The organism is Delftia sp. WSY_7 (assembly GCF_043104845.1).
In the GTDB taxonomy this organism is placed as follows: Bacteria; Pseudomonadota; Gammaproteobacteria; order Burkholderiales; family Burkholderiaceae_C; genus Comamonas; species Comamonas tsuruhatensis.
Genome location: NZ_JBICLB010000034.1, coordinates 575,785 through 598,258 on the forward strand (window position 1 = coordinate 575,785; position 22,474 = coordinate 598,258).

Consider the following 22,474-nt stretch of genomic DNA (forward strand, 5'->3'; position numbering starts at 1 on the left):
GTTCAGGTCGCGGCAACGACCCGCACGTCGAACCGGACCTGAAGCCAGTTCTTGATGGCGGCAAAGATGGCGGCAAGATTGTCCATGCTGGGGTTGCCTTTCGGCGAGAGCATGCGGTGCAGGCTCTTGCTCGGCTTGTGCGTGAGGTCGGCCAGCGTCTCGAATCCCACCGTTGCGTTGACGAGATCGCGCAGGACGAGGCGTGCCGTTTCTGGCTCACCGCTCAGAAAAAGAGTGGCCGCCTCATCAAGCAGCGCCTGTGCGAAAGCAGGGTCGCGCTCAATGCGCTGAATGACCGTTTGTTTGAAATCGCGGGTGAGCGTCATGCCTTCGTTCCTTTTTTGGCATTGTCCGAGGGGCGTTGCCTCTTGCGAGCCTTGTATTCGCTGTGCATGGCCACGGCTTCGTCGATGGCCTTCTGCTGGCCCTTTTTCGTGCTGCCCCCGAACAGGATGATCAATCTTTCCCCGTCCTTGGCGAGATAGATGCGGTAGCCCGGGCCCCAGTCGATCTTGTATTCGCCAATACCCCGGAACCATTCGATATTGGAGGTGTTGCCCAACTCCATGCGGGCCATGGCGACGGCCACCTTGGCGGCCGCCTGGCCATCCAGCCCGTTGAACCATGTCTGGTACGCGCTGCTGCCGTCTTCGCGGATGTACTCCTGGAGCTGGATTCGCATGGATTGGATGGTAACTTATGAGTTACCAACGCTGCAAGGCGCTGTCCACATGACCTACAGCGTTCTCATGTTCCCAGGAACGAATGACAGCGATGGACCCAAAAAAGGCCTGCGGATGCAGGCCTTTGCTTCTGAGGACACGATGGCTTACCGGGCGGGTGCTGGTGGCGTGGCCGGTGCTGCCTGCGCCGCAGGTGCCGCCTGGGCCGGCTGCTGCGCCGGCGCGCCACCCTGCTGCACCGGACCGATGGTGGTGCGCACCACGCGCGAGCCCTTGGGCGGGTTGGGGAAGCCGGTGAGCGCAGCGTCGAACAGGATGCCGAAGATGGCCGGGTCGTCGGTCCAGACATCCTGGCGCTGGGCCGAGGTCTCGTAGACGATCTGCTGCGTGGTGGCGTTGCGCATCACGATGCTGACGGCGCGGTAGTACTCCAGCGGCGGGCCGTCGAACATGAAGCTGCCGCCAAAGCCCATGCCCCAGCCGCGCCCGTAGCCCACGCCCCAACCCCAGCGCGGGCCGCCCCAGCGGTCGTAGTAGGGCCAGGCGGCGTAGTCGCGCGCATAGCGTGCGTCGGCGCCGATCTGCACGATCAGGCTGGCCCGGGAGTCGTCGCGCTGCAGGCCCACGCGGCCCAGGGCCTGCTGGGCCTGGGATTCGATGGCAGCGAAATGCGTCTGCGCCTCGCGTTGCGAGGGCAGGACCTCCAGGCGATAGGTGGGCGGCGCGGGCAGGGCGCCCAGCGTGGAATAGCTCTGGACGGTGCTCTGGACTTCGCGCACGCTGGCGCAGCCGGTGAGCAAGGCCGTGGCCACGATGGCCAGGACATGGATGCAGCGCAGCTTCATGGTGTACTCCTTGGTCGAAAAAAGGCCCGTTTGCACGGGCCTTGGTTGGAGTGGGGCGATTGTTATAGGTTCAGCCGTCAGGACGACAGTTGTACCACCTGCAGGCCGGGCAGCGATGCGGACACTGGCATCTCTTCATGGTCGAAGGCCATGTCGCCGTTGGGGTCGGCAATGCCGGTGGCCTTGGCGTTCTTGAAGTCGTGCAGCTCGGGATCCATCATGTGCGTGGTCACGATGTGGCCCATGGCGCGGAACATGCTTTCCACGCGGCCCGGGAATTTCTTGTCCCATTCGCGCAGCAGCTCGCCCACGGCCACGCGCTGCAGGCCGTCCTGGCTGCCGCAGAGGTTGCAGGGGATGATGGGGAAGTTCTGGTACTGGGCCCAGCGCACCGTGTCCTTCTCGGGCACGTAGCACAGCGGGCGGATTACCACATGCTTGCCGTCGTCCGAGACCAGCTTCGGGGGCATGCCCTTCATGCGGCCGCCGTAGAACATGTTGAGCATCAGCGTCTGCACGATGTCGTCGCGGTGGTGGCCCAGGGCCACCTTGGTGCAGCCCAGCTCGTCGGCCACCTTGTACAGGATGGCGCGGCGCAGGCGAGAGCACAGGCCGCAGGTGGTCTTGCCCTCGGGCACGACGCGCTTGACCACGCTGTAGGTGTCCTGCGTTTCGATGTGGTAGTCCACGCCGATGCTCTTGAAGTACTCGGGCAGCACATGGTCGGGAAAGCCGGGCTGCTTCTGGTCGAGGTTCACGGCCACCAGCTCGAATTTGACGGGCGCGCGCTTTTGCAGCTTGCGCAGCACGTCCAGCATCGTGTAGCTGTCCTTGCCGCCCGACATGCAGACCATGATCTTGTCGCCTTCCTCGATCATGTTGAAGTCGGTGATGGCGCGGCCCACCTCGCGGCACAGGCGCTTTTCGAGCTTGATCTGCTCGCGCTCGATCTTGATGCGGTTGCCGCCTGCGGTGTCTGCGGGGGCGTCGGCGGCGGCTTCTTCGGCCAGCCAGGGGTTGTCGGTCACTGCGTTCATGGGGTTCACCATTGTCCTGTCTCGACGCGAATGGCCACTTCGCAGTCGTCAAAAATTTCGAGCTTGGCGATCTTCACGCGCACGCCCATCACGCCGGGCAGCTGCATCAGGCGCTGGGCCAGCTTGCCGATCAGGCTCTCCAGCAGGTTCACATGCTCGGCCGTGCATTCATCGATGATGATCTGGCGCACCTTGCGGTAGTCCAGCACATGCAGGATGTCGTCGTCGCGCGGAGCCAGCGGCTGCGTGCCCAGGCTCAGCTCGGCATCGACCTGGATGGGCTGGGGCATCTGTTTTTCGTGGGCGAGGATGCCCAGGTTGGCGTCGAAACGCAAACCCGTGAGCGTCAGGATCTGTTGTCCGGTGGCGGAGTTCATGGGGAAAAGCCGTGGAGTGTGGGGATGGGCGCGGGCAGGCGCCTACATCATGGAAAAGTCGCGCTCGAAGCGCTGCAGGTGCTGGCCGCCATCGACCAGCAGCGTGGTGCCCGTGATGGACTGGTTGTCCAGCGCAAAGCATACGGTGGCGGCCACGTCGGCCGCGCTGGACGAGCGGCCCAGCGGGCTGAGGCGGTGCAGGGCCTCGAAGCGCTCCTGGCTCAGCATGTGGCTGGTCAGCGTCAGGCCCGGGGCCACGCCGACCACGCGCACGCGCGGCGCCAGGGCCAGCGCCAGCATGGTCCCTGCGGCCTCAAGCGCTGCCTTGGACAGCGTGTAGCTGAGGAAATCGGGGTTCTGGTTCCAGAGCTTCTGGTCCAGCATGTTGATCACGGCGCCGCTGGCATGCTCCTCGCCGGCCGCCACGCGGTCCTCGATATGGGCATGCAGCGCCTGGGCCAGCAGGATGGGCGCGCCGGTGTTGCTGCGCAGGTGGGCTTCCAGGGCCACGTAGCTGAAGCTGCCGGCGTCGTCATGCTCGAACAGAGAGGCGTTGTTGACCACGGCGTCCAGGTGGCCGAAGTGCGCAACGGCACGCGGCACCAGGGAGCGCACCGAGTCCTCGTTGAAGAAATCGGCATCCAGGGCGGCGCTGTCGCCGGCCAGTTCAGCGCAGGTGGCGGCCGTCTCCAGCGCCTCGTCGTGGGAGTCGCGGTAGTGCACGGCCACCTGCCAACCGGCGCTGGCAAGCGCGAGCGCGATGTCGCGCCCCAGGCGGCGGGCCGCGCCGGTCACCAAAACTGTGCGTGTTCGGGCAGGTGAGGACATTCGAGGACAATGTACGGATCGTGACGACAGAACCCTCAATTTTAACGGCCGCCCTGCAAACCCGTATTGCGCAAGAGATTGCGTCCTCGGGCGGATGGCTGGCTTTCGACCGTTTCATGGCCCTGGCGCTGTACGAGCCGGGCCTGGGCTACTACGCCAATGACACCGCCAAGTTCGGGCTGATGCCATCGTCGGGCAGCGATTTCGTGACCGCGCCCGAGATGTCCCCGGTCTTCGGCCAGCTGCTGGCCGCCCAGGTGGCCGAGGCGCTGCAGCGCACGCACACCCGCGAAGTCTGGGAGTTTGGCGCCGGCACGGGCGCGCTGGCGCTGCAGGTGCTGGACGAGCTGGCGGCCCTGGGCGTGCGGCCGGACCGCTACACCATCGTCGACCTGTCGGGCACGCTGCGTGCGCGACAGCAGCTCAGGCTGGTCAAGTACGAAGGCCTGGTGCACTGGGCCGATGCCCTGCCCGATAGGCTCGAAGGCGTGGTCATCGGCAACGAGGTGCTGGATGCCATGCCCGTGCAACTGCTGGTGCGCAAGGCAGGTGTCTGGCACGAGCGCGGCGTGGTGCTGCAGCCGGACGGCAGCCTGGGCTGGGAAGACAGGCCCACGCCACTGCGCCCGCCGATGGACATCGAGGGCGAGCACGATTACCTGACCGAAATCCACCCGCAGTGCGAGGCCTTCATTCGCACGCTGGGCGAGCGCATGGCGCGCGGCGCGGCATTTTTCATCGACTACGGCTTTGGCGAATCCGAGTATTTCCACCCGCAGCGCCACATGGGCACCCTGGTGTGCCACCGGCTGCACAAGGTGGACGACGATCCGCTGGCCGATGTCGGCCTCAAGGACATCACGGCCCATGTGAACTTCACGGGCACGGCCGTGGCCGCGCAGGAGGCGGGCTTCGAGGTGCTGGGCTATACCTCGCAGGCCCATTTCCTCATCAACTGCGGCCTGGGCCCCAAGCTCGACGCACTGGCCCAGGGCCCGCGCGCCATGGCCACCAAGCTGATGATGGAGCACGAGATGGGCGAGCTGTTCAAGGTCATCGGCCTGGCCAAGGGCGTGGAGCCCTGGGACGCCATGGGCTTTGTGCGCGGCGACCGCACGCACCGCCTGTAGCGGGCCGGGGCCCGCCTGCCTCAGCGCTGGACGCTGCGGCCGTTGCTGACGTCGTGGACTGTCTGGTCCTTGAGGTTGATGCGGTAGATCTCGCGCGTGACGTTGCCAGAGAAGCCCAGCTCCACGATGGACAGGTTCTCGAACGTGGTCGTGAGGCCGCCGGGCAGGATGCGGTTCAGGCGCGCGGCCGTCTCGCCCATGGCGCGCTCGATCTCGGGCGTGAAGGTGGCTTCGCTGTAGACCAGAGTGTTGTGCGGGTTGTGGCTGCGCACCTCCTTGCCGGCCTGCACCTGGTTGATGCCGCTGACACCCACGCTTTGCACCATGGCCTTGGCCGAGTCGTTCATCCGGGCATAGACGGGTCCCGTCACGCGCGGCAGCGGGCCGTCGCGCAGCGGCGCCATGGCGGCGGTGGCGCGGGTGTTGAAGTCCATCATGGCCTCGTAGGCCGGGCCGGACTTGACGATGCCCAGGTCCAGCCACCAGGGCTTGCCGGCCCCCTTGGCGGCCTCGGTAGTGTAGAAATTCTTCAGGTGAACGTCCTGCAGCACGGGCGGCAATGCCGGCAGGGCCGCCAGCATCTTGCGCGGCGTGGAGGGATCGGCGCTGTGGATATGCACCACGGTGACATGGGGCAGGTTGAAGGTGTTGGCCTCGGCCACCAGCTTCAGGCGCAGCAACTGCTCGTGCACCACGGGCGCGACCTGGCTGTCCAGGATGGCGGTGGCATCGGCAGGCAGGCGGTAGACCAGGCCATAGGTGGCCTGGTGCGCGCGGAAGTCGCTGCGCTGCAGGGCGCTGTTGTCGATGGCGCCCGACGCTGCGGCTGCCGTGGTGGGGGCCGGAGCGCTGGCGCAGGCCGCCAGCAGGGCGGCAGGCAGGATGGCGAGAAGAAGGCGCCTGGATGTGTGTTGCATGGTGGGGTTGTCTTGTTGCGGCATGGAGCCATGGAAGAAGGGGGCTTGTCGCGAATGGTCCCGAAGCCTCCCGCCACGGGACTTTCCCAATGTAGGACGCCCATGTGTCCTGCCCATGACGCGCCGCCGCCGTACACTCGGCGCCATGATCCGCTGGCTCCTCGTCATCTTCCTGGCCCTGCTGCTGTTCAATGGCCTGCACGCCTGGCTGGAGCGCATAGGCCTGGGCCGCCTGCCGGGCGACTTCCGCTTTCGCCTGTTCGGCCGCGTGATTTTTCTGCCCATTGCCAGCACCGTGTTGCTCAGCGTGATTGCCGCCCTGATCGCCAAGCTGATCTGAGCATGGCTTGAAGCACGGGCGCGCCGCCCGTATATGCAGGCATTGCCCCCTGACTTCCGAACAAGAGGCCACCCATGTCCGACAAGCTGCATTTCGTCTGCCCCCATTGCCACACCACCAACCGCATTGCGGCCGACCAGCTCGGCAGCGCGCCTGACTGCGGCAGCTGCCACCAGCCGCTGGTCACCGGCCAGCCCGTGGCGCTGGATGCGCAAAGCTTTGCCAGGCATGTGGGGCGCAGCCAGGCGCCGGTGGTGGTGGACTTCTGGGCGCCCTGGTGCGGCCCCTGCCGCATGATGGCGCCGGCCTTCGAGCAGGCGGCGCAGGCGCTGGCGCCCGGGGTGCAGCTGGCCAAGCTCGATACCGAAGCCCATCCCCAGGCTGCCGCGCCCTACAACATCCGCAGCATCCCGACCATGGTGGTGTTCAAGGAAGGACGCGAGATCGCCCGTGTCTCCGGCGCGCTGCCTGCCGGCGAGATCGTGCGCTGGGTGCGCTCGGTCGTCTGATGGTTGCCGGGCCGCAAGGACCGGGCGCCGTCAGGCCCTTCCTCAGGCCTGCACTTCACCCGGCAGATAGAAGCAATAGCCGCTGTTGCGCAGCGTCTTGACAGGCAGCTGCTGGCCGCTGGCCTCTTGCACCTTGCGCCTCAGCCGGCGCATCTGGGTGTCCAGGCGGCGCTGGTCGTAGACCAGATAGTCTCCACCCAGCGCCTGCACGATCTGGCGGCGGCTGACGCTGGCCCCTGCCTTGCCCATCAGGCAGTGCAGCACCAGCAGGTCCTGGTGTGACAGCGCCACAGGGGGCGAGGCGGGGGGCTGCAGGCGGCTGGGGCCAAGCTGCAGCAGCCACGGCGCCTGGCGCTGCTGCAGGCCCAGGCGCCGCACCAGGGCGGCCAGGGTGGCTTCCAGCTCGTCGAGATCGCAGCCTTTGCCCAGGTAGTGGTCGGCGCCGATCTCCAGGCCGTCGATGCGGTTGGCGCTGCTGTTGAGCGCGCTGAAGACGATGATGCCCAGTTGCTGGCCCTGCTGGCGCAGGCGCTGGATCAGCGCCAGGCCGTTGCCGTCGGGCAGGCCGATGTCGATGATGGCCAGCCGGTGGCGCCGCGCATCGAAATGGCGGTCGAACTCCTGCAGGCTGGCCACGCACTGCGGTGCATAGCCCAGGGATTCGAGGAACTCGCCCAGTTCATGGCGCAGCACGGGCTCGTCTTCGAGCAGGATCACATCAAGCATGGACTGGGAGGAGGGCAGGCGGGTGACAGCGCAGACAGCTGGTGTACGCTGGCGGCCCCGTGGTGGACTTCAGATGCGATATTACCGTGCAACCCTCATCGTGCTGGCCTGGCTGCTGTGCCCACTGCTGCTCCAGGCCCGGACCCTCTTGCTGGACCCCGATGTGCCCATGCAGGAGACCGCAGGGCAGTGGCAGCGGCTCGATGACGCTTCGGGCCTGCTCGATGTGCGGCAGGCCGACCTGGCGCCCGGGTGGAAGGCGATGCCAGGGCACCTGAACGCCAGCTTCACGCAGGCGGCGGTCTGGTTGCGCATGCCGCTGCAGGTGCAGCAGCCCGGCAGCTGGATGCTGTTGCTGGGCAATGCCCTGCTCGATGAGGTGGAGGTCCATGTGCGCCGGCCTGGCGACCCCTGGCAGCTGCTGGGGCGCAGTGGCGAAGAGATTCCGCGTCACGCCTGGCCGGTGGACTACCGCAGTCCCGCATTCCAGTTCGAACCTGCTGCCGCCGGGTCATACGAGTTGCTGGTGCGCCTGCGTGCGCGCAACGCGCTCGTCACCCGTATCGATCTGTGGCAGCGACTGGCGTTCGACAACCATACGCGGCGCGAGGCCCTCTCGTTCGGCCTGTACTTCGGGCTGTACCTGCTGTTGATTGGCGTGCAACTGGTGTTCTGGCTGGGCACGCGGGCTCCGGTGAGCGGCCTGTTTCTGGCCTATCTCAGCGTCTGCGTGCTCAATGAGGTGGTATCGCTGGGGCTGGTGCAGCAGTTGACGGGCCTGCCGGGTTTCTGGAGCGACCGCCTGCTGGGATGCGGCATTGCCGGCGCCCTGGCGATCTCCATGCAACTGGCCTGCAGGCAGTTGGAGCTGGCATCGCTGTATCCGCGGCTGGTACGCCAGATCGTGCCGCTGCTGTGGCTGTTCAGCCTGTGCTGCATGCTGTTGGTGGTGTCGGGGCACTACTCGGCGGGCATGGTCCCGGTGCAGGCCATGACCCTGCCGCTGACCGTGGGCTTTCTCGCATTCGCCCTTTGGCTGTGGCGGCGCGGCCACGCCCCGGCACGGTTCTTCATGCTGGCGTTCGGCATCTTCTATGCCGGCGTGCTGATCTCTTTCCTGCGCAACCTGGGCTGGCTGCCCATGAACGCGCTGACCGCGCTGGTGTCCACGCATGCGTCCGCGCTGGGCACCATGGCGCACATGCTGCTGCTCAGTGGCTGGATCATCGGCGGATACGAGCGCAGGCGCCGCATTCGAGAGCACGAGCAGGTCCGGCTGGAGGCGGAACTGCGGCAGCGACAGTTGCGCGAAAGCGAACTCAGCGAGGCGCTGGCGCTGGAGCGCAGGGTGCGCCAGGAGCAGCGCGACTTTGTCGCCATGGTCTCGCACGAGCTGCGCACGCCGCTGGCCATCATCCTGACCAGTGCGCAGCAACTGGCGCGCAATCTGGCTGCACCGCCCGACAAGACGCTGGCACGCAGCCGCAACATCCGCGAAGCCGCCCAGCGCCTGCTGGCCCTGGTGGACGACTGCCTGGCCGACGACCGCATGGCCGACCCCCAGCCCCATGCCGAGCCGCGCCTGCAGCCGTGCGACCTGCATGCGCTGGTGGATGGCTTGTGCCTGGACTTTGCGCCCGGCCGCATCGTCTGCCAACTGGGCGGGGGCACGCAGCAATTGATCACCGATGCCGGCCTGCTGCGCATCGCGCTGCGCAATCTGCTGGCCAATGCAGACCGCCACACGCCCGAGGGCGAATCGGTCCGCCTGGACGTGACCAGGCAGGGCGAGGGTCTGGAGATCCAGGTCTCGAATCCGGCAGAGCCCATTGCCCAGGCGGACCAGGACCAGCTGTTCGAAAGGTATTACCGTGGCCGCAACGCCCAGCACCGGCCCGGCGCCGGGCTGGGGCTGTACCTGGTGCGGCGCATCGCCGAGCGGCTGGGCGGCAGCGTGGCCTTGTTGACGGCAGGAGGCGAGCAGCCCGTGTGCCTGCGACTGGTCCTGCCCGTGGCGCGAGCCTGATTCCCGTGTGTGGCGGCCTTTGCGCTCAGGCCGCCTGCGCCAGCCAATCTGCCACGGCCTGCGCGCGCGCCGCCTGCACGGCTTCGCCGATGGCCTTGCCCTGCTTGCCGCGCGCAGCGGCCTGGGCGGCGATGTCAGAGGTGGAGACGGACAGCGCTGCGGCCAGCGCTTCGCGCAGGCGGGCACGCTGGGGATAGGGCCGGTCTTCGAAACCCAGTCTTCCGCGTGCATCGCACTCACAGGCCATGAGCGCCTGCTCGAAGCGCGCGGGCTTGCGGATGGCGTCGCAGCGCTCCAGCAGGCGGACGATGGCGGCGCCGTTGAGTTCGCCGCTGCGGTGGATGTTGCCGTGCTCGCGCGCCACCACGTCGCCCAGTTCGCGGCAGTCCGTGGGCACGCGCAGACGCTCGCCCACTTTCTCGGCCAGCCGGGCGCTGCGCTGCTCATGGCCTATGTGGCGCGGAAGCACATCGGCCGATGTCGTGCCCTTGCCCAGGTCGTGCACCAGGCAGGCGTAGCGCACGGGCAGGGGGGCGTCGAGCTGTGCGGCCATGTCCAGCACCATCATGGCGTGCACGCCGGTATCGACCTCGGGGTGGTACTCGGCGCGCTGGGGCACGCCCCACAGCCGCTCCAGCTCGGGCAGCAGCACGGACAGCGCACCGCACTCGCGCAGCAGCTCGAACATGCGCGAGGGGCGGCGCTCCATCAGGCCACGGCTGATCTCCTGCCACACGCGCTCGGGCACCAGGGCATCCACCTCGCCGGCGGCCACCATCTCGCGCATCAGGGCCATGGTTTCCGGCGCCACCGTGAATTCGTGGAAACGTGCCGCGAAGCGCGCCACGCGCAGGATGCGCACCGGGTCTTCGCGGAAGGCCCCGGTCACATGGCGCAGCACCCGGGCCTGAAGATCGGCCTGGCCGTGGTAGGGATCGGTGATGGCGCTTTCACCATCCCAGTCCGCAGGAGCGGCCATGGCATTGATGGTCAGGTCGCGCCGGGCCAGATCCTGCTCCAGCGTGACATCGGGCGCCGCCTGCACGACGAAACCCCGGTACCCCAGGCCGCTCTTGCGCTCGGTACGCGCCAGCGCGTATTCCTCGTGCGTCTCGGGATGGAGGAAGACCGGGAAGTCCCGCCCCACAGGCAGAAAGCCGCGCGCGGACATTTGTTCGGGCGTGGCGCCGACCACCACCCAGTCGCGGTCATGCACGGCCCGCCCCAAAAGACGGTCGCGCACCGCGCCGCCCACCATGTACACCTGAAATTCGCTCATGCCGCAATGGTAGGGCCTGGGCGGTGACATGATGGCGGGCTGCCTCCACGCACCGATGGAGTGCCGAGCGCATGCTTTCTTCCGGATTCTTTCTGGAGACGAACTCAAGCAGCGCCAGCCGGACGGCCGCTGCACTGGCTCCGCAACCGCGGCATTGCGCAGGCCGCGCCCACCCCAGCGCAGCAGTGCTCCGACTTTTGCTGGTGCGCCGCTCAGCCGGCCGCAGGCGCGCTGCGGTAGGGCTCCTCGAACGGCCGGAAATCGTGCTCGGCCAGTGCGCCCTGCACCCAGTCCTGCACGCCCGGCAAGGCGCGCACGCGGCGCACGTAGGCGTCGATGGCCGGGGCCAGCGGCAGCTCGTAGGTCGTCAGGCGCATGCACACGGGCGCGAAAAAGGCATCGACGATGCTGAACTGGTCATACAGCATGGGGCCGCTGGCCGTGGACAGCAGCGGCTGCCACAGCTCGGACAGGTGCTGGACATCGTCGCGCAGGTCCGCGCGCTCGGCCCACAGCCGCGCGCCGACCTCGGGCAGCTGGGCCTCGATGTTCATGGGGCACAGCGAGCGCAGCGCGCCGAAGCCGCTGTGCATCTCGGCACAGAGGCTGCGCGCGCGGGCGCGGTTCAGGGCCAGGGTCGGCCACAGGTGTTTTTCAGGGAATTTCTCGGCCAGGTACTCGCAGATGGCCAGGCTGTCCCAGATGGCCATGCCTTCGTCCATGAGCACGGGCACGCGGCCCGAGGGAGACAGCGCGCGGGCGCGCTGCTTGAAGGCGGACTGCTCGTCGAAGCTGTCAAAGCGCAGCATGACTTCTTCGAAAGCAATGCCGGCCTGGCGCATCAGCACCCAGGGGCGCATGGACCAGGATGAGTAATTCTTGTTGCCGATATAGAGCGTGAGCATGGCCGCAACCTCCGCGATAGGCCCTACAGCTTAGCAAGCATGGCAGGAAAACCCATGTAGGAGCCGGGCGCTGCCTGGGCGCGCTCTAATGCGTGCCATGCAAAACGATAGCTCTTCCCCCCAGGCGCAAGCGGGGCGCCACACGGCTGCGCTGGTCCTGTTTTCCGGCGGCCAGGATTCGACCACCTGCCTGGCGCAGGCACTGTCGCTGTACGAGCGCGTCGAGACCCTGGGTTTCGACTACGGCCAGCGCCACAGCGTGGAAATGCAGGTGCGCCAGCAGGTGCGCGAGCGGCTGGCCAGGGACTTTCCCGGATGGGCACCGCGCCTGGGTGACGACCATGTCCTCTCGCTGGACGTGCTGCAACAGATCGGCGGCTCCTCCCTGACCGAGGACGTGGCCTTCGCCATGCAGGCCGACGGCCTGCCCAACACCTTCGTGCCCGGCCGCAACCTGCTGTTCCTGACCCTGGCCGGCGCGCTGGCCTACCGTCGCGGCCTGTCGGTCATCGTCACCGGCGTCTGCGAGACCGACTACTCCGGCTACCCCGACTGCCGTGACGACACCATGAAGGCCATGCAGCTCGCCCTGAACCTGGGCCTGGAGCGGCGCCTGCGCATCGAAACCCCGCTCATGTGGATAGACAAGGCCCAGACCTGGCAAATGGCCCACGACCTGGGGGGCGACACCCTGGTGGACCTCATCCAGCGCGACACCCACACCTGCTACCAGGGCACGCGCGAGACGCTGCACGACTGGGGCTACGGCTGCGGAACCTGCCCCGCCTGCGACCTGCGAGCCCGCGGCTGGCATCAATGGCAGGCGCAGCGCGAGACAGCAAACTAAAGAAGCACAGCGCTAGAAACCGGCGCGGCCAAAAGCGAGGGACACCGAGCAAGGGCCTAAGCCGGCCGCGCCGCCCCGCAGTGAGGGTGTCGTCCCCCTCCCCCGCGAAGCGGGCAGAGAGGGGGAAGGCGCGCAGCGCCTCAGGGGGTGCTTGTTCTACACCGGCCAGACGACTCCGTGGTCGTTCAAGATGGCGTCCAGGGGCAGGTCATGCGGCTCGGGCTCGAACTCGTCCACATAGCCGCAGCCGTAGCCCAGGCCCACGGTGAAGGGCCTGGGCTGCAGCTCGGCCAGGGTGCGGTCGTAGAAACCCCCGCCATAGCCCAGGCGGTAGCCACCGGCCGCGTAGCCCACGCAGGGCACGAACAGCAGGGTGGGGGTGAGGGTTTCGGTGTCCTTGGGCTTGGGGATGCCATAGGCGTCCTCTTCCATGGGACAGCCCGGGTACCAGGCGTGAAAGCTGAGTGTCTTACGCTGCTTGTCGATCACCGGCAATCCGATGCGGCGTCTTTGTGGGGTACCCTGTAGCTCGCCATCTTCCTTCCACCGGTGAAGCGCTGGCAGCGGGTCGAATTCCCCCTTGATCGGCCAATAGGCGCCGATGATGCTGTCGGGCCGCTGTATCAGCCAAAAGCGCATGACCTGCTGCAGCGCGTCGGCGCGCTGCAATCGGTCGGGAAGGTTGAGGCGCTGGTCTATCAAGCTGCGGCGCAGGGCTGCTTTGTCCATCAGATAATTTCCTCCATGCACTGGCTGAAGATTTTGACACCGCTTCTGGCGGCTTCCCTCTGGACCACCGCAGCCACGCCTGCGCTGGCGCAAAACCGTGGCGACGACGTCCTGCTGGAAATGCAGCAGGCCTTTCGCAAGGGCGACAAGGCCAAGCTCACGCAGCTGCTGCCTTCTGCGCGTGGCCATGTGCTCGAACCTTGGGCCGCCTATTGGGAACTCAAGGCCCGGCTGGAAGAAGCCAGTGCCGACGAGATTCTGGGGTTTTTCAAGCGCTGGCCCGGCACCTACCAGGAAGACCGGCTGCGCAATGACTGGCTGCTGCTGCTGGGGCAGCGGCGCGACTGGGGCATGTTCGATCAGGTGCACGGAGCGTTTCGCATGCGCGATGACCGTTCCGTCAACTGCTATGCCCTGCTGATCGACAACCTCAAGGGCCAGCCTGCCGCCAATCTTGGCCAGCAGGTGCGCGACCTGTGGTGGGCCCAGCGCGACGCCGACGACGGCTGCACCTATGCTGCCGGCGAGCTGTACGCAGCCAAGCAGATCAGCGAGCCCGAAGTCTGGCGCAAGGCACGCCAGTCGGCCGAGGCTAATCGCCAGAAGGCCACGCGCGATGCCGTGGCCATCGTCGCGCCCGAGGCCCTGCCCCAGGTGGCGCAGGTATTCGCCTCGCCGGCGAAATACCTTGCCGGGCAGACGCGCGTGCGCGGTGCCGTGCCCAAGGAACTGGCGCTGCTGGCGCTGATCCGCATGGCGTCCAGCGACCCGGCGGCGGCGGCCACCCAGCTGGAAGGCGGCTGGGGTGCCCGGCTGACGGCCGAAGAGAACAACTGGGCCTGGGGCGTGATCGGCAAGCAGGCCGCGCTCAAGCTGCAGCCCGAGGCTGCGGCCTATTTCGGCAAGGTGCGCAAGGACGGCGATCTCAGCGACGAACTGCTGGGTTGGAAGGTGCGTGCCGCGTTGCGTGCAGGCGACTGGCGCACGGTGCGCCGCGCCATCGACGCCATGGGGCCTGAGCGCACCGAACACACATGGACCTACTGGAAGGCCCGCGCCCTGCTGTCGGGCCGCCCCAGCGAGCAGGAGCGTTCCGAGGCGCGCCAGCTGCTGGAGGACATGGCCGGCCCCGGCAGTTTCTACGAACAGCTGGCGCTGGAGGATATCGGCCAGCGCGTGACGGCCCCACCGCCGCCTGCGCCGCCCACGGCACAGGAGAAGGCCGCCGCCCGCGCCAACCCCAGCCTGGTGCGCGGCCTCTACGCCATCCAGAACGGCCTGCGCAGCGAAGGCGTGCGTGAATGGAACTACGCCACCAACCTGCACCAGGCCGGCGGCATGAACGACCGCGAACTGCTGGCTGCCGCCGACCTGGCCTGCCAGCAGCAGGTCTGGGACCGCTGCATCAACACCAGCGAGCGCACGCGCAGCTTTGCCGACTGGAGCCAGCGCTTTCCCATGCCCTTCCACGACACGGTGCTGGCGCGCTCGCGTTCCATCGGGCTGGACCCTGCCTATGTCTATGGACTGATCCGCCAGGAAAGCCGCTTCATCATGGATGCGCGCTCGGGCGTAGGCGCCTCGGGCCTGATGCAGGTCATGCCGGCCACGGCCCGGTGGACGGCGCGCAAGATCGGCATGACGGACTTTTCCCCGTCCATGATCAATGACCGCGATGTGAATATCACCATAGGCACCGCCTATCTGAAGCTTGCGCTGGACGATTTCGACGGCTCCATGGCGCTGGCTGCGGCCGGCTACAACGCCGGCCCCGGCCGCCCGCGCAACTGGCGCAACGGCCCGGTGCTCGACGCCGCCATCTGGGCCGAGAACGTGCCCTTCACCGAGACGCGCGACTATGTGAAGAAGGTGCTGTCCAACACCACCAACTACGCGGCGCTGATCACGGGCCAGCCCCAGTCGCTCAAGAGCCGCCTGGGCACCATTGGTCCGCGTGATGCGGCCACGCCCGACCCCAGCAAGGATCTGCCCTGAGCCGCACTTGACATTCCTGCGGGGTTCGGCGATGCCTGTCGGCGCTACACTTGGTTACCGACTGGCGGGCCGCATGCCGCGGCCCCGGATACCGCAGGGGTTTCAAGAATGACAACAACAGGGAGCCGCGCGGCCTGGGTCGCGCTGGGTCTTGCATGGGCGTGCACGGCGGCAGCGCAGCCCGTCTACAAATGGGTGGATGCCGAAGGGCGCACGCACTACGGTTCGCAGCTGCCCGTCGACCAGGCCGATGCCGGCCAGATCAAGGTCTCGCCCAATGGCAGCTCGGGCGCAGGCTCGGGCCGGTTTGGCGAAGAGCGCAATCCCGACGGCACGAAGAAGCTGCCCAAGCAGGTGCGCGAGCTGGCGGACGGCGTGGCCAAGGGCCTGAGCAAGGTCGATTCCAAGGAGGTGCCGCTGAACTGCGCAGCCGCCGTGGACAACATCCGCAGCCAGGTGGACACCATGGTCGAGAACGGCCAGAAAAACCTCAAAGGCGGCTACATCACGCAGGCGCAGTTCGATGCAACCGCGGGCAAGTTCCGCGAGGCGCGCACGCACGCCACGGTGGCCGACTGCCAGGCCTCCACGGGCCGCTCCAAGGCCATGTACCAGTGCATGTCCAACAGCTACAACCACCTGATCGGCTGCGCGGAAAAGCACAAGCCCTGAAGCGATCCGATCCCTCAGGTCTCGGCCCACATGCGCAGCAGGTTGTGATAGTGGCCCGCGAGGCTGAGGGTTTCATCGGTCTCGCCCAGTTTTTCGCGCAGGCGCTGGATGGTCTGGTCCATCTCGAACAGCATGGCCCGGCGTGTGTCGTCGCGCACCATGCTCTGTGCCCAGAAGAAGGCGCATACGCGCTCGCCCCGGGTGACGGGCTCCACGCGGTGCAGGCTGGTGGAGGGATAGAGGATGAGATCGCCGGCCGGCAGCTTGACCTCGTGCGTGCCGTAGGTGTCCACCACGACCAGCTCGCCGCCATCGTAGTCCTCGGGATCGCAGAGGAAGAGGGTGCAGGACACATCGGTGCGCATCCACTGCTGCGCGCCTGGCAGGCGCCGTGCCGCACCGTCCACGTGCAGGCCATAGGTTTCACTGTCCGCATAGCGGTTGAACAGCGGCGACATGGTGCGCGCGGGCAGGGCGGCACTGAAGTACAGCGCATTGGCCGCCAGCGCCTGCTCGATGGTGCGGCCCTGCTCCAGTGCCACGGGCGAGTCTTCGGGCAACTGGCGGTTGCGCTTGACCCGGGCGCCCTGGCTGCCCGCCGTGGCACGGCCATCCACCCAGTCGGCGGCGTCGATGGCTGTGCGGATCGCAGTGACCTGCTGGCGCGTGAGCACGTCGGGAATGTGCAGCATCATGGTGCGGGTCCTCCTCGCATGGAAAAAGCCCCGGCGGGGCCGGGGCGGTACTGGGATTGTCGGCGCTCTGCGCGCGGCAAGGCCGGCGCGGCGGCCCGTCTTGCATTCACTCAGAAGCGGAAGTTCGCGGACACGCGCACGGAGCGCGGAGTGCCCGGGAAATAGCGGTAGCCGCTCTTGTTGATGGCGCCCACGTATTCCTTGTCGAACAGGTTGTAGAAGTTCAGCTGGATGTCGGCGTTCTTGTTGATGCGGTAGCTGGCCATGGCATCGAAGACCCAGTAGGCATCGGTGAAGTTGGGCGTGCCCACGGCTCCGTCGGTGCCACGCTTGAGTCCGCCCGAGTAGCGCGCCCCGCCAGCCAGCGTCAGGCCGAACGGGAACTGGTAGCTGGTCCACAGTGAGAAGGCGTTCTTGGGCGTATAGGTCAGGCCGCTGGAGCCGTCCTGCGCCACGGTGGCGCCCGTGTCCACCTTGGTGTCCTGCAGCGTGTAGCCGGCAGTCACGCCCCAGGCGGGCGTGATCTGGCCCGTGGCGCCCAGCTCCAGGCCCTGCACGATCTTCTTGCCGGTCTGTCCCACGGTGCCGTCAGGGTTGGTGACGATCTCGTTGGTGATCTCGGTGCGGAACAGCGCGCCTGTCAGCAGCAGGCGCTTGTCCATCAGCTCCCACTTGGTTCCCAGTTCGGCGGTCTTGGCCTTTTGCGGGTCCATGTTGGGGTTGTTGGCGTTGTTGGCGGCCGTGGACAGCGTGAAGTTGGCACCGCCCGGTGGCTGCTGCGACAGGGCGTAGTTCACGTACACGCTGCCATTGGGCGCGGGCTTGTAGAGGCCGCCGATCTTCCAGCTCAGCAGGGTGTCGGAGGCCTCCAGGCCCACGGCGCTGGGCAGCACGGTGCCTGCAGGATTGCTGCCGCAGGCCGGGCCGCTGCGGCCGCCGCAGACGGCGCGTGCGTCGTACTGCGTCTTGTAGCGGTCCAGGCGCAGGCCGGCGTTGGCCTGCCATTGCTCGTTGAACTTGAGCGTGTCGAAGGCGTACAGCGCGAAGGTGTCGGTCGAGCCCTTGCTGTCGGCGCCGTTGCGCGACCAGTTCAGGCCGGAGCTGGGCACCTGCGGGTCATAGAGGCTGGCATTGGGCCAGGCGCCCGTGGTGCCCGTGCCGTAGTTGCTCTGCTTTTCGCGCGTGATCTCCACCCCGGTGCTCAGCTCGTGCCGCACGCTGCCTGTCGCCAGCTTGGTCGTCAGGTTGGTCTGGTTGGTGACGATGTCGTTGACCTGGTTCTTGAAGGTCGGCAGGCTGCGTGACACGGTCCAGTCGGCGGGATTGCTGCTGTTGTTGCTGGACAGCGTCATGAAGGCCGTGAGCAGGTAGTCCTGCTTGGTGCGGCCCCAGCGCGTGGTGTTGCGCAGCGTGGTGTCGGGCGTGAAGTCGTGCTCCACGCGCAGCGTGACCATGTCGGCCGTCACGTCGTCGTGGTCGGCGCTGGTGCCGTAGAAGCGGCTGGGCTCCACGGGGCGGCCCGCGTTCAGGCGCGCATCGGTGTTGCTGTAGCCGGGCAGGCCGATGGTGGGCACGCCGCCGTCCGGCACATTGCTTTGCTTGACGTGCAGCACGTTCAGGTAGGTGCGCGTGTCGGTGTTCAGTCCGAAGGCGAACGACGGTGCGATGCCCCAGCGGTCATTGGCCACGCGGTCGCGGCCGGCGACGCCGGCGTCCTGCACCATGGCGTTGAGCCGGAAGGCCGCGCCGCCCATCTCGGTCAGGCTCTTGTTCCAGTCCACGGTGGAGCGCTTGTAGCTGCCCGAACCCGCGCCCAGCGAGGCGCCGAAGCTGTCGGCCAGGCTGGGCTGCTTGGTGACCATGTTGATGGCGCCGGTGGGCGCGCTGCGGCCGTAGTCGGTGCTGGCCGGGCCCTTGGTGACTTCCACCTGCTCGGTGTTGAACACGTCGCGCGAGATGGAGCCCACGTCGCGCACGCCGTCCACATAGATGCTGTTGGAGGTATCGAAGCCGCGCATGTAGATGGCATCACCCGTGCTGGTGTTGCCGTTCTCGCCCGCGTAGAAGGTGCCGGCGCCGGGCACGTTGCGCAGCGCCTCGGTCAGCGTGGTGGCGCCTTGTTCCTGCAGCACCTGCTCCTTGATGACGGAGATGGTCTGCGTCGTGTCCACCAGCGGCTGCGTGAACTTGGGGGAGGAGACCTGTGCGGGTTCGTAGCCGGTGCTGCGCGAGCCTTCGACGGTCACTTCCTTGAGGCTGGGCGCGGTCCTGGCGCTGGGCGTCTGTGTCTGGGCCACGGCCGGCAGGCCCAGGGTGGCCAGGGCCGCGGCTGCAGCGATGATGCCGGCCGACGGCGAGCGGCCAGCGCTGTCGTGTTTGCGGCTTTTGATGTACGAGTTGGAGTTCGCCATGGTTGAACGGAAAGCGGGATGGGCAGTGAACATGCTGGCTTGCTGGCCGGCGTTGCGCGGGCGGCTGGAGAGCTGTCTTGGCTTGCCGGTGCTGGCTGGATCAGGCAGCTTTGCCTGGATTGAGAATGGTAATGATTCCTAATAAAAATATAAGAATAATCTGATAAGTGAATGGATGGCCGTTGCCGCCCAGCAACAGCCTGGTCTCGGATCTTCAGCGTGGCGACCAGCCTGGCCGAGCGCGCCCCGTCCGGGATGTGGCGCGCGCCGTCGCTGTTCAGGCTGGCGATGTAACGCTGGTTGGCGAGGTTGTAGACGTTCAACTGCAGGCTCAGGTTCGCGCTGAGCTCCCAGGCCATGAAGGCGTACAGCGCAAGGGTCTTGGTGTGGCCTTCGTTGATCTGGCCGGCATAGCGGATGTCCTGGCCCGTGATCGCATCGCTGACGCCGGGATCGTAGAGATTGGCGGGCGCCAGGGCGCCTGCGCCCGTGCGCCCCCGGAGGTCTGCTTCTCGTAGATCGGCTGCGGTTGGTGTCGGCGGTGCCGGTGCCAAGGCGTATTTGCGACAGGTCGCCCAGCATCGGCGGCTTGGTGCGCATGTGGATGCTGCCGGAGTTGCCGCCTTCTCCCACAGGGTCACGCCGGATCGGCGTGGCGGCGATGCCCGCGGCATGCGGCCGGGCCGCAGCTGCGCAGTGCTTGCGGCCGGTGATGTGATTGGCGTGGTTTGCGCCTATCGCGGATCTGTTTCGTTCAGGCGTTGTGAACCCATTCGCCCTCGCGCTGCGCCGCGCCCGCTTGCACCAGCGCATCCACCAGCGTGCGGCTCCAGTGCTCGGCGGTCTCGTGGCTGAAATAGCCTGTATGCAGCATGCCGAAGTAGGGCGTGGCGTCCAGCCAGGCCAGCAGTTCAGTGGTGCGCACGCGCTGCCAGTCCAGCAGCCGGTACTTGAGCAGCACCTTGGCCGCGTAGAGGGCATGGCGCTCGGGGGCGCGCACAAAGCCGTCCAGGCGGCGGCGCGCCGTGTCCAGCGCCGCGGCCACGCCCGTGAAAACGCCGCCGTGGCCAGGGACGATGGTGAGCGGTGCCAGGGCCTCGATCACATCCAGCGTGGCGGCCACTTCCTCGAAGGCCTGCAGGCCCTCGATTTCGGGAAACACCACGCCGAAGCCGTTTTCCCAGAGCGCATCGGCCGAGATCAGTGTGCGGCTGGCAGGCTCGAACAGGATGATGGAGTGCGGGTCATGCCCCGGCGCGGCATGGATCTGCCAGTCGCGCCCGGCCAGCCGCACGCTGGCGCCGGGCTGCAGTACGCCGGTCAGCGCAAATGGCGGGCATTCCTGGCCGGTGGGTGTGTAGCTCAGCGCCTCGGGATTCCAGTGGCGCACGAATTCGGCCTGGCCCGGCGCGACATAGGTCCGGGCCTGCGGCCAGCGCGCCTGCAGTGCGGCATTGCCGCCGCAGTGGTCGCTGTGCAGATGGGTGTTGAGGATGCGCGCCAGCGGCTGGCCAGCCAGCGTCTGCTCGATCAGCAGCACGGTCTGATCGGCATGGCTGACGTAGCCGGTATCGACCACGGCCGCGCCGTCGTCCTGCGGATCGGCAGGGTCGGCCGCGAAGACGATGTTGTTGGCCGACAGCCAGCCGCGCTCCAGCACGGTCATGCCGCAGGGCAGCGCAGCGGTGGCGCTTGTGGGGGCGAAGGAGGTCATGGGGGGAGAAGCCTTTCCCAAGGCTAACAGCCGCAGGCAGCCACGGCTGACGCGTGGGCTACAGCTGCGGCTGTCCGGACTTCAGGCGGGATCACGCAGGGCGCGCCGCAGGATCTTGCCCACATTGGTCTTGGGCAGTTCGTCGCGGAACTCCACCTGCCGCGGGCGCTTGTAGCCGGTGAGCTGGTCATGGCAAAAGCGCATCACCTGGTCCTCGGTCAGTGCCGGGTCGCTGCGCACCACGTAGACCTTTATGGCCTCGCCCTGGCGCTCGTCGGCCACGCCCACGGCCGCGCATTCGAGCACGCCGGGGCACATGGAGATCACGTTCTCCAGCTCGTTCGGATAGACGTTGAAGCCGCTGACCACCATCATGTCCTTCTTGCGGTCGATGATGCGGGTGAAGCCCTCCTGGTCCATCACGCCGATGTCGCCGGTACGCATGTAGCCGTCGGCCGTGAAGGCCTTGGCGGTTTCGTCGGGCTGGTTGTAGTAGCCGCGCATGACGTTGGGGCCCTTGATGCACAGCTCGCCGGCCTCTCCCATGGGCAGGTCGCGGCCTTCGTCGTCCTTGATGGCGATGGAGATGCCCGGCAGCGGCAGGCCGATGGTGCCGCTGAAGGAGGTGGCGGTGACGGGGTTGTTGGTGCCGATGGCGCAGGTCTCGCTCATGCCCCAGCCTTCGATCATCACGCTGCCCGTGACCTGTTGCCACTGGCGCGCCGTGCCCTCGCTGGCGGCCATGCCCCCGGCCTGCGACACGCGCAGTTGCGAGAAGTCCAGCTCGCGGAACTGGGCGTTGTTGAGCAGGGCGTTGAACAGGGTGTTGACGGCCGGCAGGATGTGGAAGGGCCGTTTTTGCAGCACCTTGACGAACTTGGGGATGTCGCGCGGATTGGGGATCAGGCTCAGGCTGGCGCCCATGCGCATGGCAAACAGGCTCACCGTGAGCGCGAAGATGTGGTACAGCGGCAGCGCCGCGATGATGTGCGTGTCCTGCGCGCTGACGCGCCCGTGCAGGGCCGGCGTGAACCAGGCATGCGCCTGCAGCGTGGCGGCCACGATGCAGCGGTGGGTGAGCACGGCACCCTTGGACAGCCCGGTGGTGCCGCCCGTGTATTGCAGGAAGGCCACCGAATCCAGCCCCGCCTGGCTGGGGCGCAGCTCTTTTTGGGCGCCGCGCGCCAGCGCCTGGGAAAAGGTCGTGACCTCGCGCACGGTGCCGCCCTCACCGTCCAGCGGCAGGCTGTAGGCCGGCACCATCTTGGCCAGGTGGCGCACGGCGAAGGTGATCCAGCTGCCATACATGCCGCCCAGCAGATCGCCCATGGCGGTGACGCAGACATGGCGGATGGCGCTGCGCTCGATCACGTCGGCCAGGGTGTGGGCGAAGTTCTCCAGGATGATGATGGCCGTGGCGCCCGAGTCCTTGAGCTGGTGCTCCAGCTCGCGCGGGGTGTACAGCGGATTGACGTTGACGCAGGTGTAGCCCGCGCGCAGCACGGCCGCCATGCTCACGGCGAACTGCGGCACATTGGGCAGCATGATGGCCACGCGCGCATCGGGCTCCAGTCCCAGTCCCTGCAGCCATGCGCCCAGGCGCGTGGACAGCTGGTCCAGCTCGCGGTAGCTCATCCAGCGGTCCATGCACACCGAGAAGGGCAGGTCCGCATGCTGGGTGAAGGCCTCCTCCAGCAGGTGCGTGAGCGAGCGGTATTGCTCGGGATGCACCTCGTGGGGCACATCGGCGGGATAGTTCTTGAGCCAGGGCGCAGCGTCCATGCAGGGTACCTTGGGTTGCTGGTGAGA

Annotated in this window: 22 protein-coding genes; 7 read left to right on the forward strand and 15 right to left on the reverse strand. The window is 67.3% G+C overall.

Going from position 1 to position 22,474, the window contains the following annotated elements:
• Positions 1-2: 2 nt before the first annotated feature.
• The 6 genes from ACF8ME_RS17425 to ACF8ME_RS17450 all read right to left on the reverse strand — a co-directional run bounded on the left by ACF8ME_RS17425 (position 3) and on the right by ACF8ME_RS17450 (position 3,770).
• Positions 3-326, reverse strand: a complete 324-nt coding sequence (locus ACF8ME_RS17425; protein WP_012203174.1) for a DNA-binding protein — start codon at positions 324-326, stop codon at positions 3-5.
• Positions 323-682 carry a type II toxin-antitoxin system RelE/ParE family toxin gene (locus ACF8ME_RS17430; protein WP_392417579.1) on the reverse strand — a complete coding sequence of 120 codons (360 nt, stop codon included), beginning with the start codon at positions 680-682 and terminating at the stop codon, positions 323-325. Before ACF8ME_RS17430 ends, ACF8ME_RS17425 begins: the two co-directional genes overlap by 4 nt.
• 147 nt (positions 683-829) lie before the next feature.
• A complete protein-coding gene (locus ACF8ME_RS17435; RefSeq protein WP_392417581.1) occupies positions 830-1,528 on the reverse strand; it encodes a DUF4136 domain-containing protein in 699 nt (232 codons plus the stop codon).
• 77 nt (positions 1,529-1,605) lie between these two features.
• The gene (ttcA, locus tag ACF8ME_RS17440; protein WP_016446517.1) at positions 1,606-2,577 is read right to left on the reverse strand and encodes a tRNA 2-thiocytidine(32) synthetase TtcA; all 972 of its coding nucleotides are present in this window, start codon (positions 2,575-2,577) and stop codon (positions 1,606-1,608) included.
• Positions 2,571-2,942: a dihydroneopterin aldolase gene (locus ACF8ME_RS17445; protein ID WP_016446516.1), complete on the reverse strand. Its 372-nt coding sequence runs from the start codon at positions 2,940-2,942 to the stop codon at positions 2,571-2,573. The genes ttcA and ACF8ME_RS17445 overlap by 7 nt, the downstream gene beginning before the upstream one ends.
• Positions 2,943-2,984: 42 nt before the next feature.
• Positions 2,985-3,770: an SDR family oxidoreductase gene (locus ACF8ME_RS17450; RefSeq protein ID WP_016446515.1), complete on the reverse strand. Its 786-nt coding sequence runs from the start codon at positions 3,768-3,770 to the stop codon at positions 2,985-2,987.
• A 116-nt stretch (positions 3,771-3,886) separates the two neighbouring features.
• On the opposite strand from ACF8ME_RS17450, the gene ACF8ME_RS17455 reads away from it, so the two are divergent.
• Positions 3,887-4,900 carry a class I SAM-dependent methyltransferase gene (locus tag ACF8ME_RS17455; RefSeq protein WP_392417919.1) on the forward strand — a complete coding sequence of 338 codons (1,014 nt, stop codon included), beginning with the start codon at positions 3,887-3,889 and terminating at the stop codon, positions 4,898-4,900.
• Between the two features lie 20 nt (positions 4,901-4,920).
• Here ACF8ME_RS17455 and ACF8ME_RS17460 read toward each other — a convergent pair whose 3' ends face one another.
• A complete protein-coding gene (locus tag ACF8ME_RS17460) occupies positions 4,921-5,817 on the reverse strand; it encodes a hypothetical protein (protein ID WP_392417582.1) in 897 nt (298 codons plus the stop codon).
• Between the two features lie 145 nt (positions 5,818-5,962).
• Between ACF8ME_RS17460 and ACF8ME_RS17465 the strand changes: the two genes are divergently transcribed.
• Both ACF8ME_RS17465 and trxC read left to right on the forward strand, forming a co-directional pair.
• Entirely contained in the window at positions 5,963-6,157 is a 195-nt protein-coding gene (locus tag ACF8ME_RS17465; RefSeq protein WP_392417584.1) for a DUF2905 domain-containing protein, read from the forward strand.
• A 74-nt stretch (positions 6,158-6,231) separates the two neighbouring features.
• Complete coding sequence (trxC, locus tag ACF8ME_RS17470; RefSeq protein WP_065345346.1) at positions 6,232-6,666, forward strand: thioredoxin TrxC; 435 nt, start codon at positions 6,232-6,234, stop codon at positions 6,664-6,666.
• Positions 6,667-6,708: 42 nt separating this feature from the next.
• Here trxC and ACF8ME_RS17475 read toward each other — a convergent pair whose 3' ends face one another.
• The gene (locus ACF8ME_RS17475; protein WP_016446511.1) at positions 6,709-7,392 is read right to left on the reverse strand and encodes a response regulator transcription factor; all 684 of its coding nucleotides are present in this window, start codon (positions 7,390-7,392) and stop codon (positions 6,709-6,711) included.
• 73 nt (positions 7,393-7,465) lie between these two features.
• On the opposite strand from ACF8ME_RS17475, the gene ACF8ME_RS17480 reads away from it, so the two are divergent.
• A complete protein-coding gene (locus tag ACF8ME_RS17480) occupies positions 7,466-9,418 on the forward strand; it encodes a 7TM diverse intracellular signaling domain-containing protein (RefSeq protein WP_392417587.1) in 1,953 nt (650 codons plus the stop codon).
• Positions 9,419-9,443: 25 nt separating this feature from the next.
• Here ACF8ME_RS17480 and ACF8ME_RS17485 read toward each other — a convergent pair whose 3' ends face one another.
• Together ACF8ME_RS17485 and ACF8ME_RS17490 are read right to left on the reverse strand one after the other, a co-directional pair.
• Positions 9,444-10,697, reverse strand: a complete 1,254-nt coding sequence (locus ACF8ME_RS17485) for a multifunctional CCA addition/repair protein (protein ID WP_392417589.1) — start codon at positions 10,695-10,697, stop codon at positions 9,444-9,446.
• A gap of 212 nt (positions 10,698-10,909) precedes the next feature.
• On the reverse strand, positions 10,910-11,602 hold the full coding sequence (locus ACF8ME_RS17490) for a glutathione S-transferase family protein (RefSeq protein ID WP_016446508.1): 693 nt from the start codon (positions 11,600-11,602) through the stop codon (positions 10,910-10,912).
• Positions 11,603-11,690: 88 nt separating this feature from the next.
• Between ACF8ME_RS17490 and queC the strand changes: the two genes are divergently transcribed.
• On the forward strand, positions 11,691-12,449 hold the full coding sequence (queC, locus tag ACF8ME_RS17495; protein ID WP_392417590.1) for a 7-cyano-7-deazaguanine synthase QueC: 759 nt from the start codon (positions 11,691-11,693) through the stop codon (positions 12,447-12,449).
• 156 nt (positions 12,450-12,605) lie between these two features.
• On the opposite strand, the gene ACF8ME_RS17500 is transcribed toward queC, so the two are convergent.
• A complete protein-coding gene (locus ACF8ME_RS17500) occupies positions 12,606-13,178 on the reverse strand; it encodes a 5-formyltetrahydrofolate cyclo-ligase (protein ID WP_016446506.1) in 573 nt (190 codons plus the stop codon).
• 15 nt (positions 13,179-13,193) lie between these two features.
• Between ACF8ME_RS17500 and ACF8ME_RS17505 the strand changes: the two genes are divergently transcribed.
• Together ACF8ME_RS17505 and ACF8ME_RS17510 are read left to right on the forward strand one after the other, a co-directional pair.
• Positions 13,194-15,173, forward strand: coding sequence for a lytic transglycosylase domain-containing protein (locus ACF8ME_RS17505; RefSeq protein WP_016446505.1), 1,980 nt, complete (start codon positions 13,194-13,196; stop codon positions 15,171-15,173).
• A 108-nt stretch (positions 15,174-15,281) separates the two neighbouring features.
• Positions 15,282-15,845, forward strand: a complete 564-nt coding sequence (locus ACF8ME_RS17510; RefSeq protein ID WP_047217751.1) for a DUF4124 domain-containing protein — start codon at positions 15,282-15,284, stop codon at positions 15,843-15,845.
• A gap of 14 nt (positions 15,846-15,859) precedes the next feature.
• Here ACF8ME_RS17510 and ACF8ME_RS17515 read toward each other — a convergent pair whose 3' ends face one another.
• The 4 genes from ACF8ME_RS17515 to ACF8ME_RS17530 form a co-directional block, all read right to left on the reverse strand.
• A complete protein-coding gene (locus ACF8ME_RS17515) occupies positions 15,860-16,540 on the reverse strand; it encodes a Fe2+-dependent dioxygenase (RefSeq protein ID WP_061287148.1) in 681 nt (226 codons plus the stop codon).
• A gap of 110 nt (positions 16,541-16,650) precedes the next feature.
• Entirely contained in the window at positions 16,651-18,951 is a 2,301-nt protein-coding gene (locus ACF8ME_RS17520; protein WP_392417921.1) for a catecholate siderophore receptor Fiu, read from the reverse strand.
• Between the two features lie 754 nt (positions 18,952-19,705).
• On the reverse strand, positions 19,706-20,665 hold the full coding sequence (locus ACF8ME_RS17525) for an MBL fold metallo-hydrolase (protein WP_392417592.1): 960 nt from the start codon (positions 20,663-20,665) through the stop codon (positions 19,706-19,708).
• Positions 20,666-20,746: 81 nt separating this feature from the next.
• A complete protein-coding gene (locus ACF8ME_RS17530; protein ID WP_074920551.1) occupies positions 20,747-22,447 on the reverse strand; it encodes an AMP-binding protein in 1,701 nt (566 codons plus the stop codon).
• Positions 22,448-22,474 lie beyond the last annotated feature (27 nt).

Excerpts from the sequence above, each read along its gene's own strand:
- ACF8ME_RS17505 (WP_016446505.1), top strand. The coding sequence starts at position 13,194 with ATGCACTGGCTGAAGATTTTGACACCGCTTCTGGCGGCTTCCCTCTGG.
- ACF8ME_RS17430 (WP_392417579.1), bottom strand. The coding sequence starts at position 682 with ATGCGAATCCAGCTCCAGGAGTACATCCGCGAAGACGGCAGCAGCGCG.
- ACF8ME_RS17445 (WP_016446516.1), bottom strand. The coding sequence starts at position 2,942 with ATGAACTCCGCCACCGGACAACAGATCCTGACGCTCACGGGTTTGCGT.
- ACF8ME_RS17500 (WP_016446506.1), bottom strand. The coding sequence starts at position 13,178 with ATGGACAAAGCAGCCCTGCGCCGCAGCTTGATAGACCAGCGCCTCAAC.
- ACF8ME_RS17435 (WP_392417581.1), bottom strand. The coding sequence starts at position 1,528 with ATGAAGCTGCGCTGCATCCATGTCCTGGCCATCGTGGCCACGGCCTTG.
- ACF8ME_RS17480 (WP_392417587.1), top strand. The coding sequence starts at position 7,466 with ATGCGATATTACCGTGCAACCCTCATCGTGCTGGCCTGGCTGCTGTGC.
- ACF8ME_RS17425 (WP_012203174.1), bottom strand. The coding sequence starts at position 326 with ATGACGCTCACCCGCGATTTCAAACAAACGGTCATTCAGCGCATTGAG.
- ACF8ME_RS17515 (WP_061287148.1), bottom strand. The coding sequence starts at position 16,540 with ATGATGCTGCACATTCCCGACGTGCTCACGCGCCAGCAGGTCACTGCG.
- ACF8ME_RS17520 (WP_392417921.1), bottom strand. The coding sequence starts at position 18,951 with ATGGCGAACTCCAACTCGTACATCAAAAGCCGCAAACACGACAGCGCT.
- ACF8ME_RS17530 (WP_074920551.1), bottom strand. The coding sequence starts at position 22,447 with ATGGACGCTGCGCCCTGGCTCAAGAACTATCCCGCCGATGTGCCCCAC.
- ACF8ME_RS17475 (WP_016446511.1), bottom strand. The coding sequence starts at position 7,392 with ATGCTTGATGTGATCCTGCTCGAAGACGAGCCCGTGCTGCGCCATGAA.
- ACF8ME_RS17485 (WP_392417589.1), bottom strand. The coding sequence starts at position 10,697 with ATGAGCGAATTTCAGGTGTACATGGTGGGCGGCGCGGTGCGCGACCGT.
- ACF8ME_RS17465 (WP_392417584.1), top strand. The coding sequence starts at position 5,963 with ATGATCCGCTGGCTCCTCGTCATCTTCCTGGCCCTGCTGCTGTTCAAT.
- ACF8ME_RS17460 (WP_392417582.1), bottom strand. The coding sequence starts at position 5,817 with ATGCAACACACATCCAGGCGCCTTCTTCTCGCCATCCTGCCTGCCGCC.
- queC (WP_392417590.1), top strand. The coding sequence starts at position 11,691 with ATGCGTGCCATGCAAAACGATAGCTCTTCCCCCCAGGCGCAAGCGGGG.
- trxC (WP_065345346.1), top strand. The coding sequence starts at position 6,232 with ATGTCCGACAAGCTGCATTTCGTCTGCCCCCATTGCCACACCACCAAC.
- ACF8ME_RS17525 (WP_392417592.1), bottom strand. The coding sequence starts at position 20,665 with ATGACCTCCTTCGCCCCCACAAGCGCCACCGCTGCGCTGCCCTGCGGC.
- ACF8ME_RS17450 (WP_016446515.1), bottom strand. The coding sequence starts at position 3,770 with ATGTCCTCACCTGCCCGAACACGCACAGTTTTGGTGACCGGCGCGGCC.
- ACF8ME_RS17455 (WP_392417919.1), top strand. The coding sequence starts at position 3,887 with ATGGCCCTGGCGCTGTACGAGCCGGGCCTGGGCTACTACGCCAATGAC.
- ttcA (WP_016446517.1), bottom strand. The coding sequence starts at position 2,577 with ATGGTGAACCCCATGAACGCAGTGACCGACAACCCCTGGCTGGCCGAA.
- ACF8ME_RS17510 (WP_047217751.1), top strand. The coding sequence starts at position 15,282 with ATGACAACAACAGGGAGCCGCGCGGCCTGGGTCGCGCTGGGTCTTGCA.
- ACF8ME_RS17490 (WP_016446508.1), bottom strand. The coding sequence starts at position 11,602 with ATGCTCACGCTCTATATCGGCAACAAGAATTACTCATCCTGGTCCATG.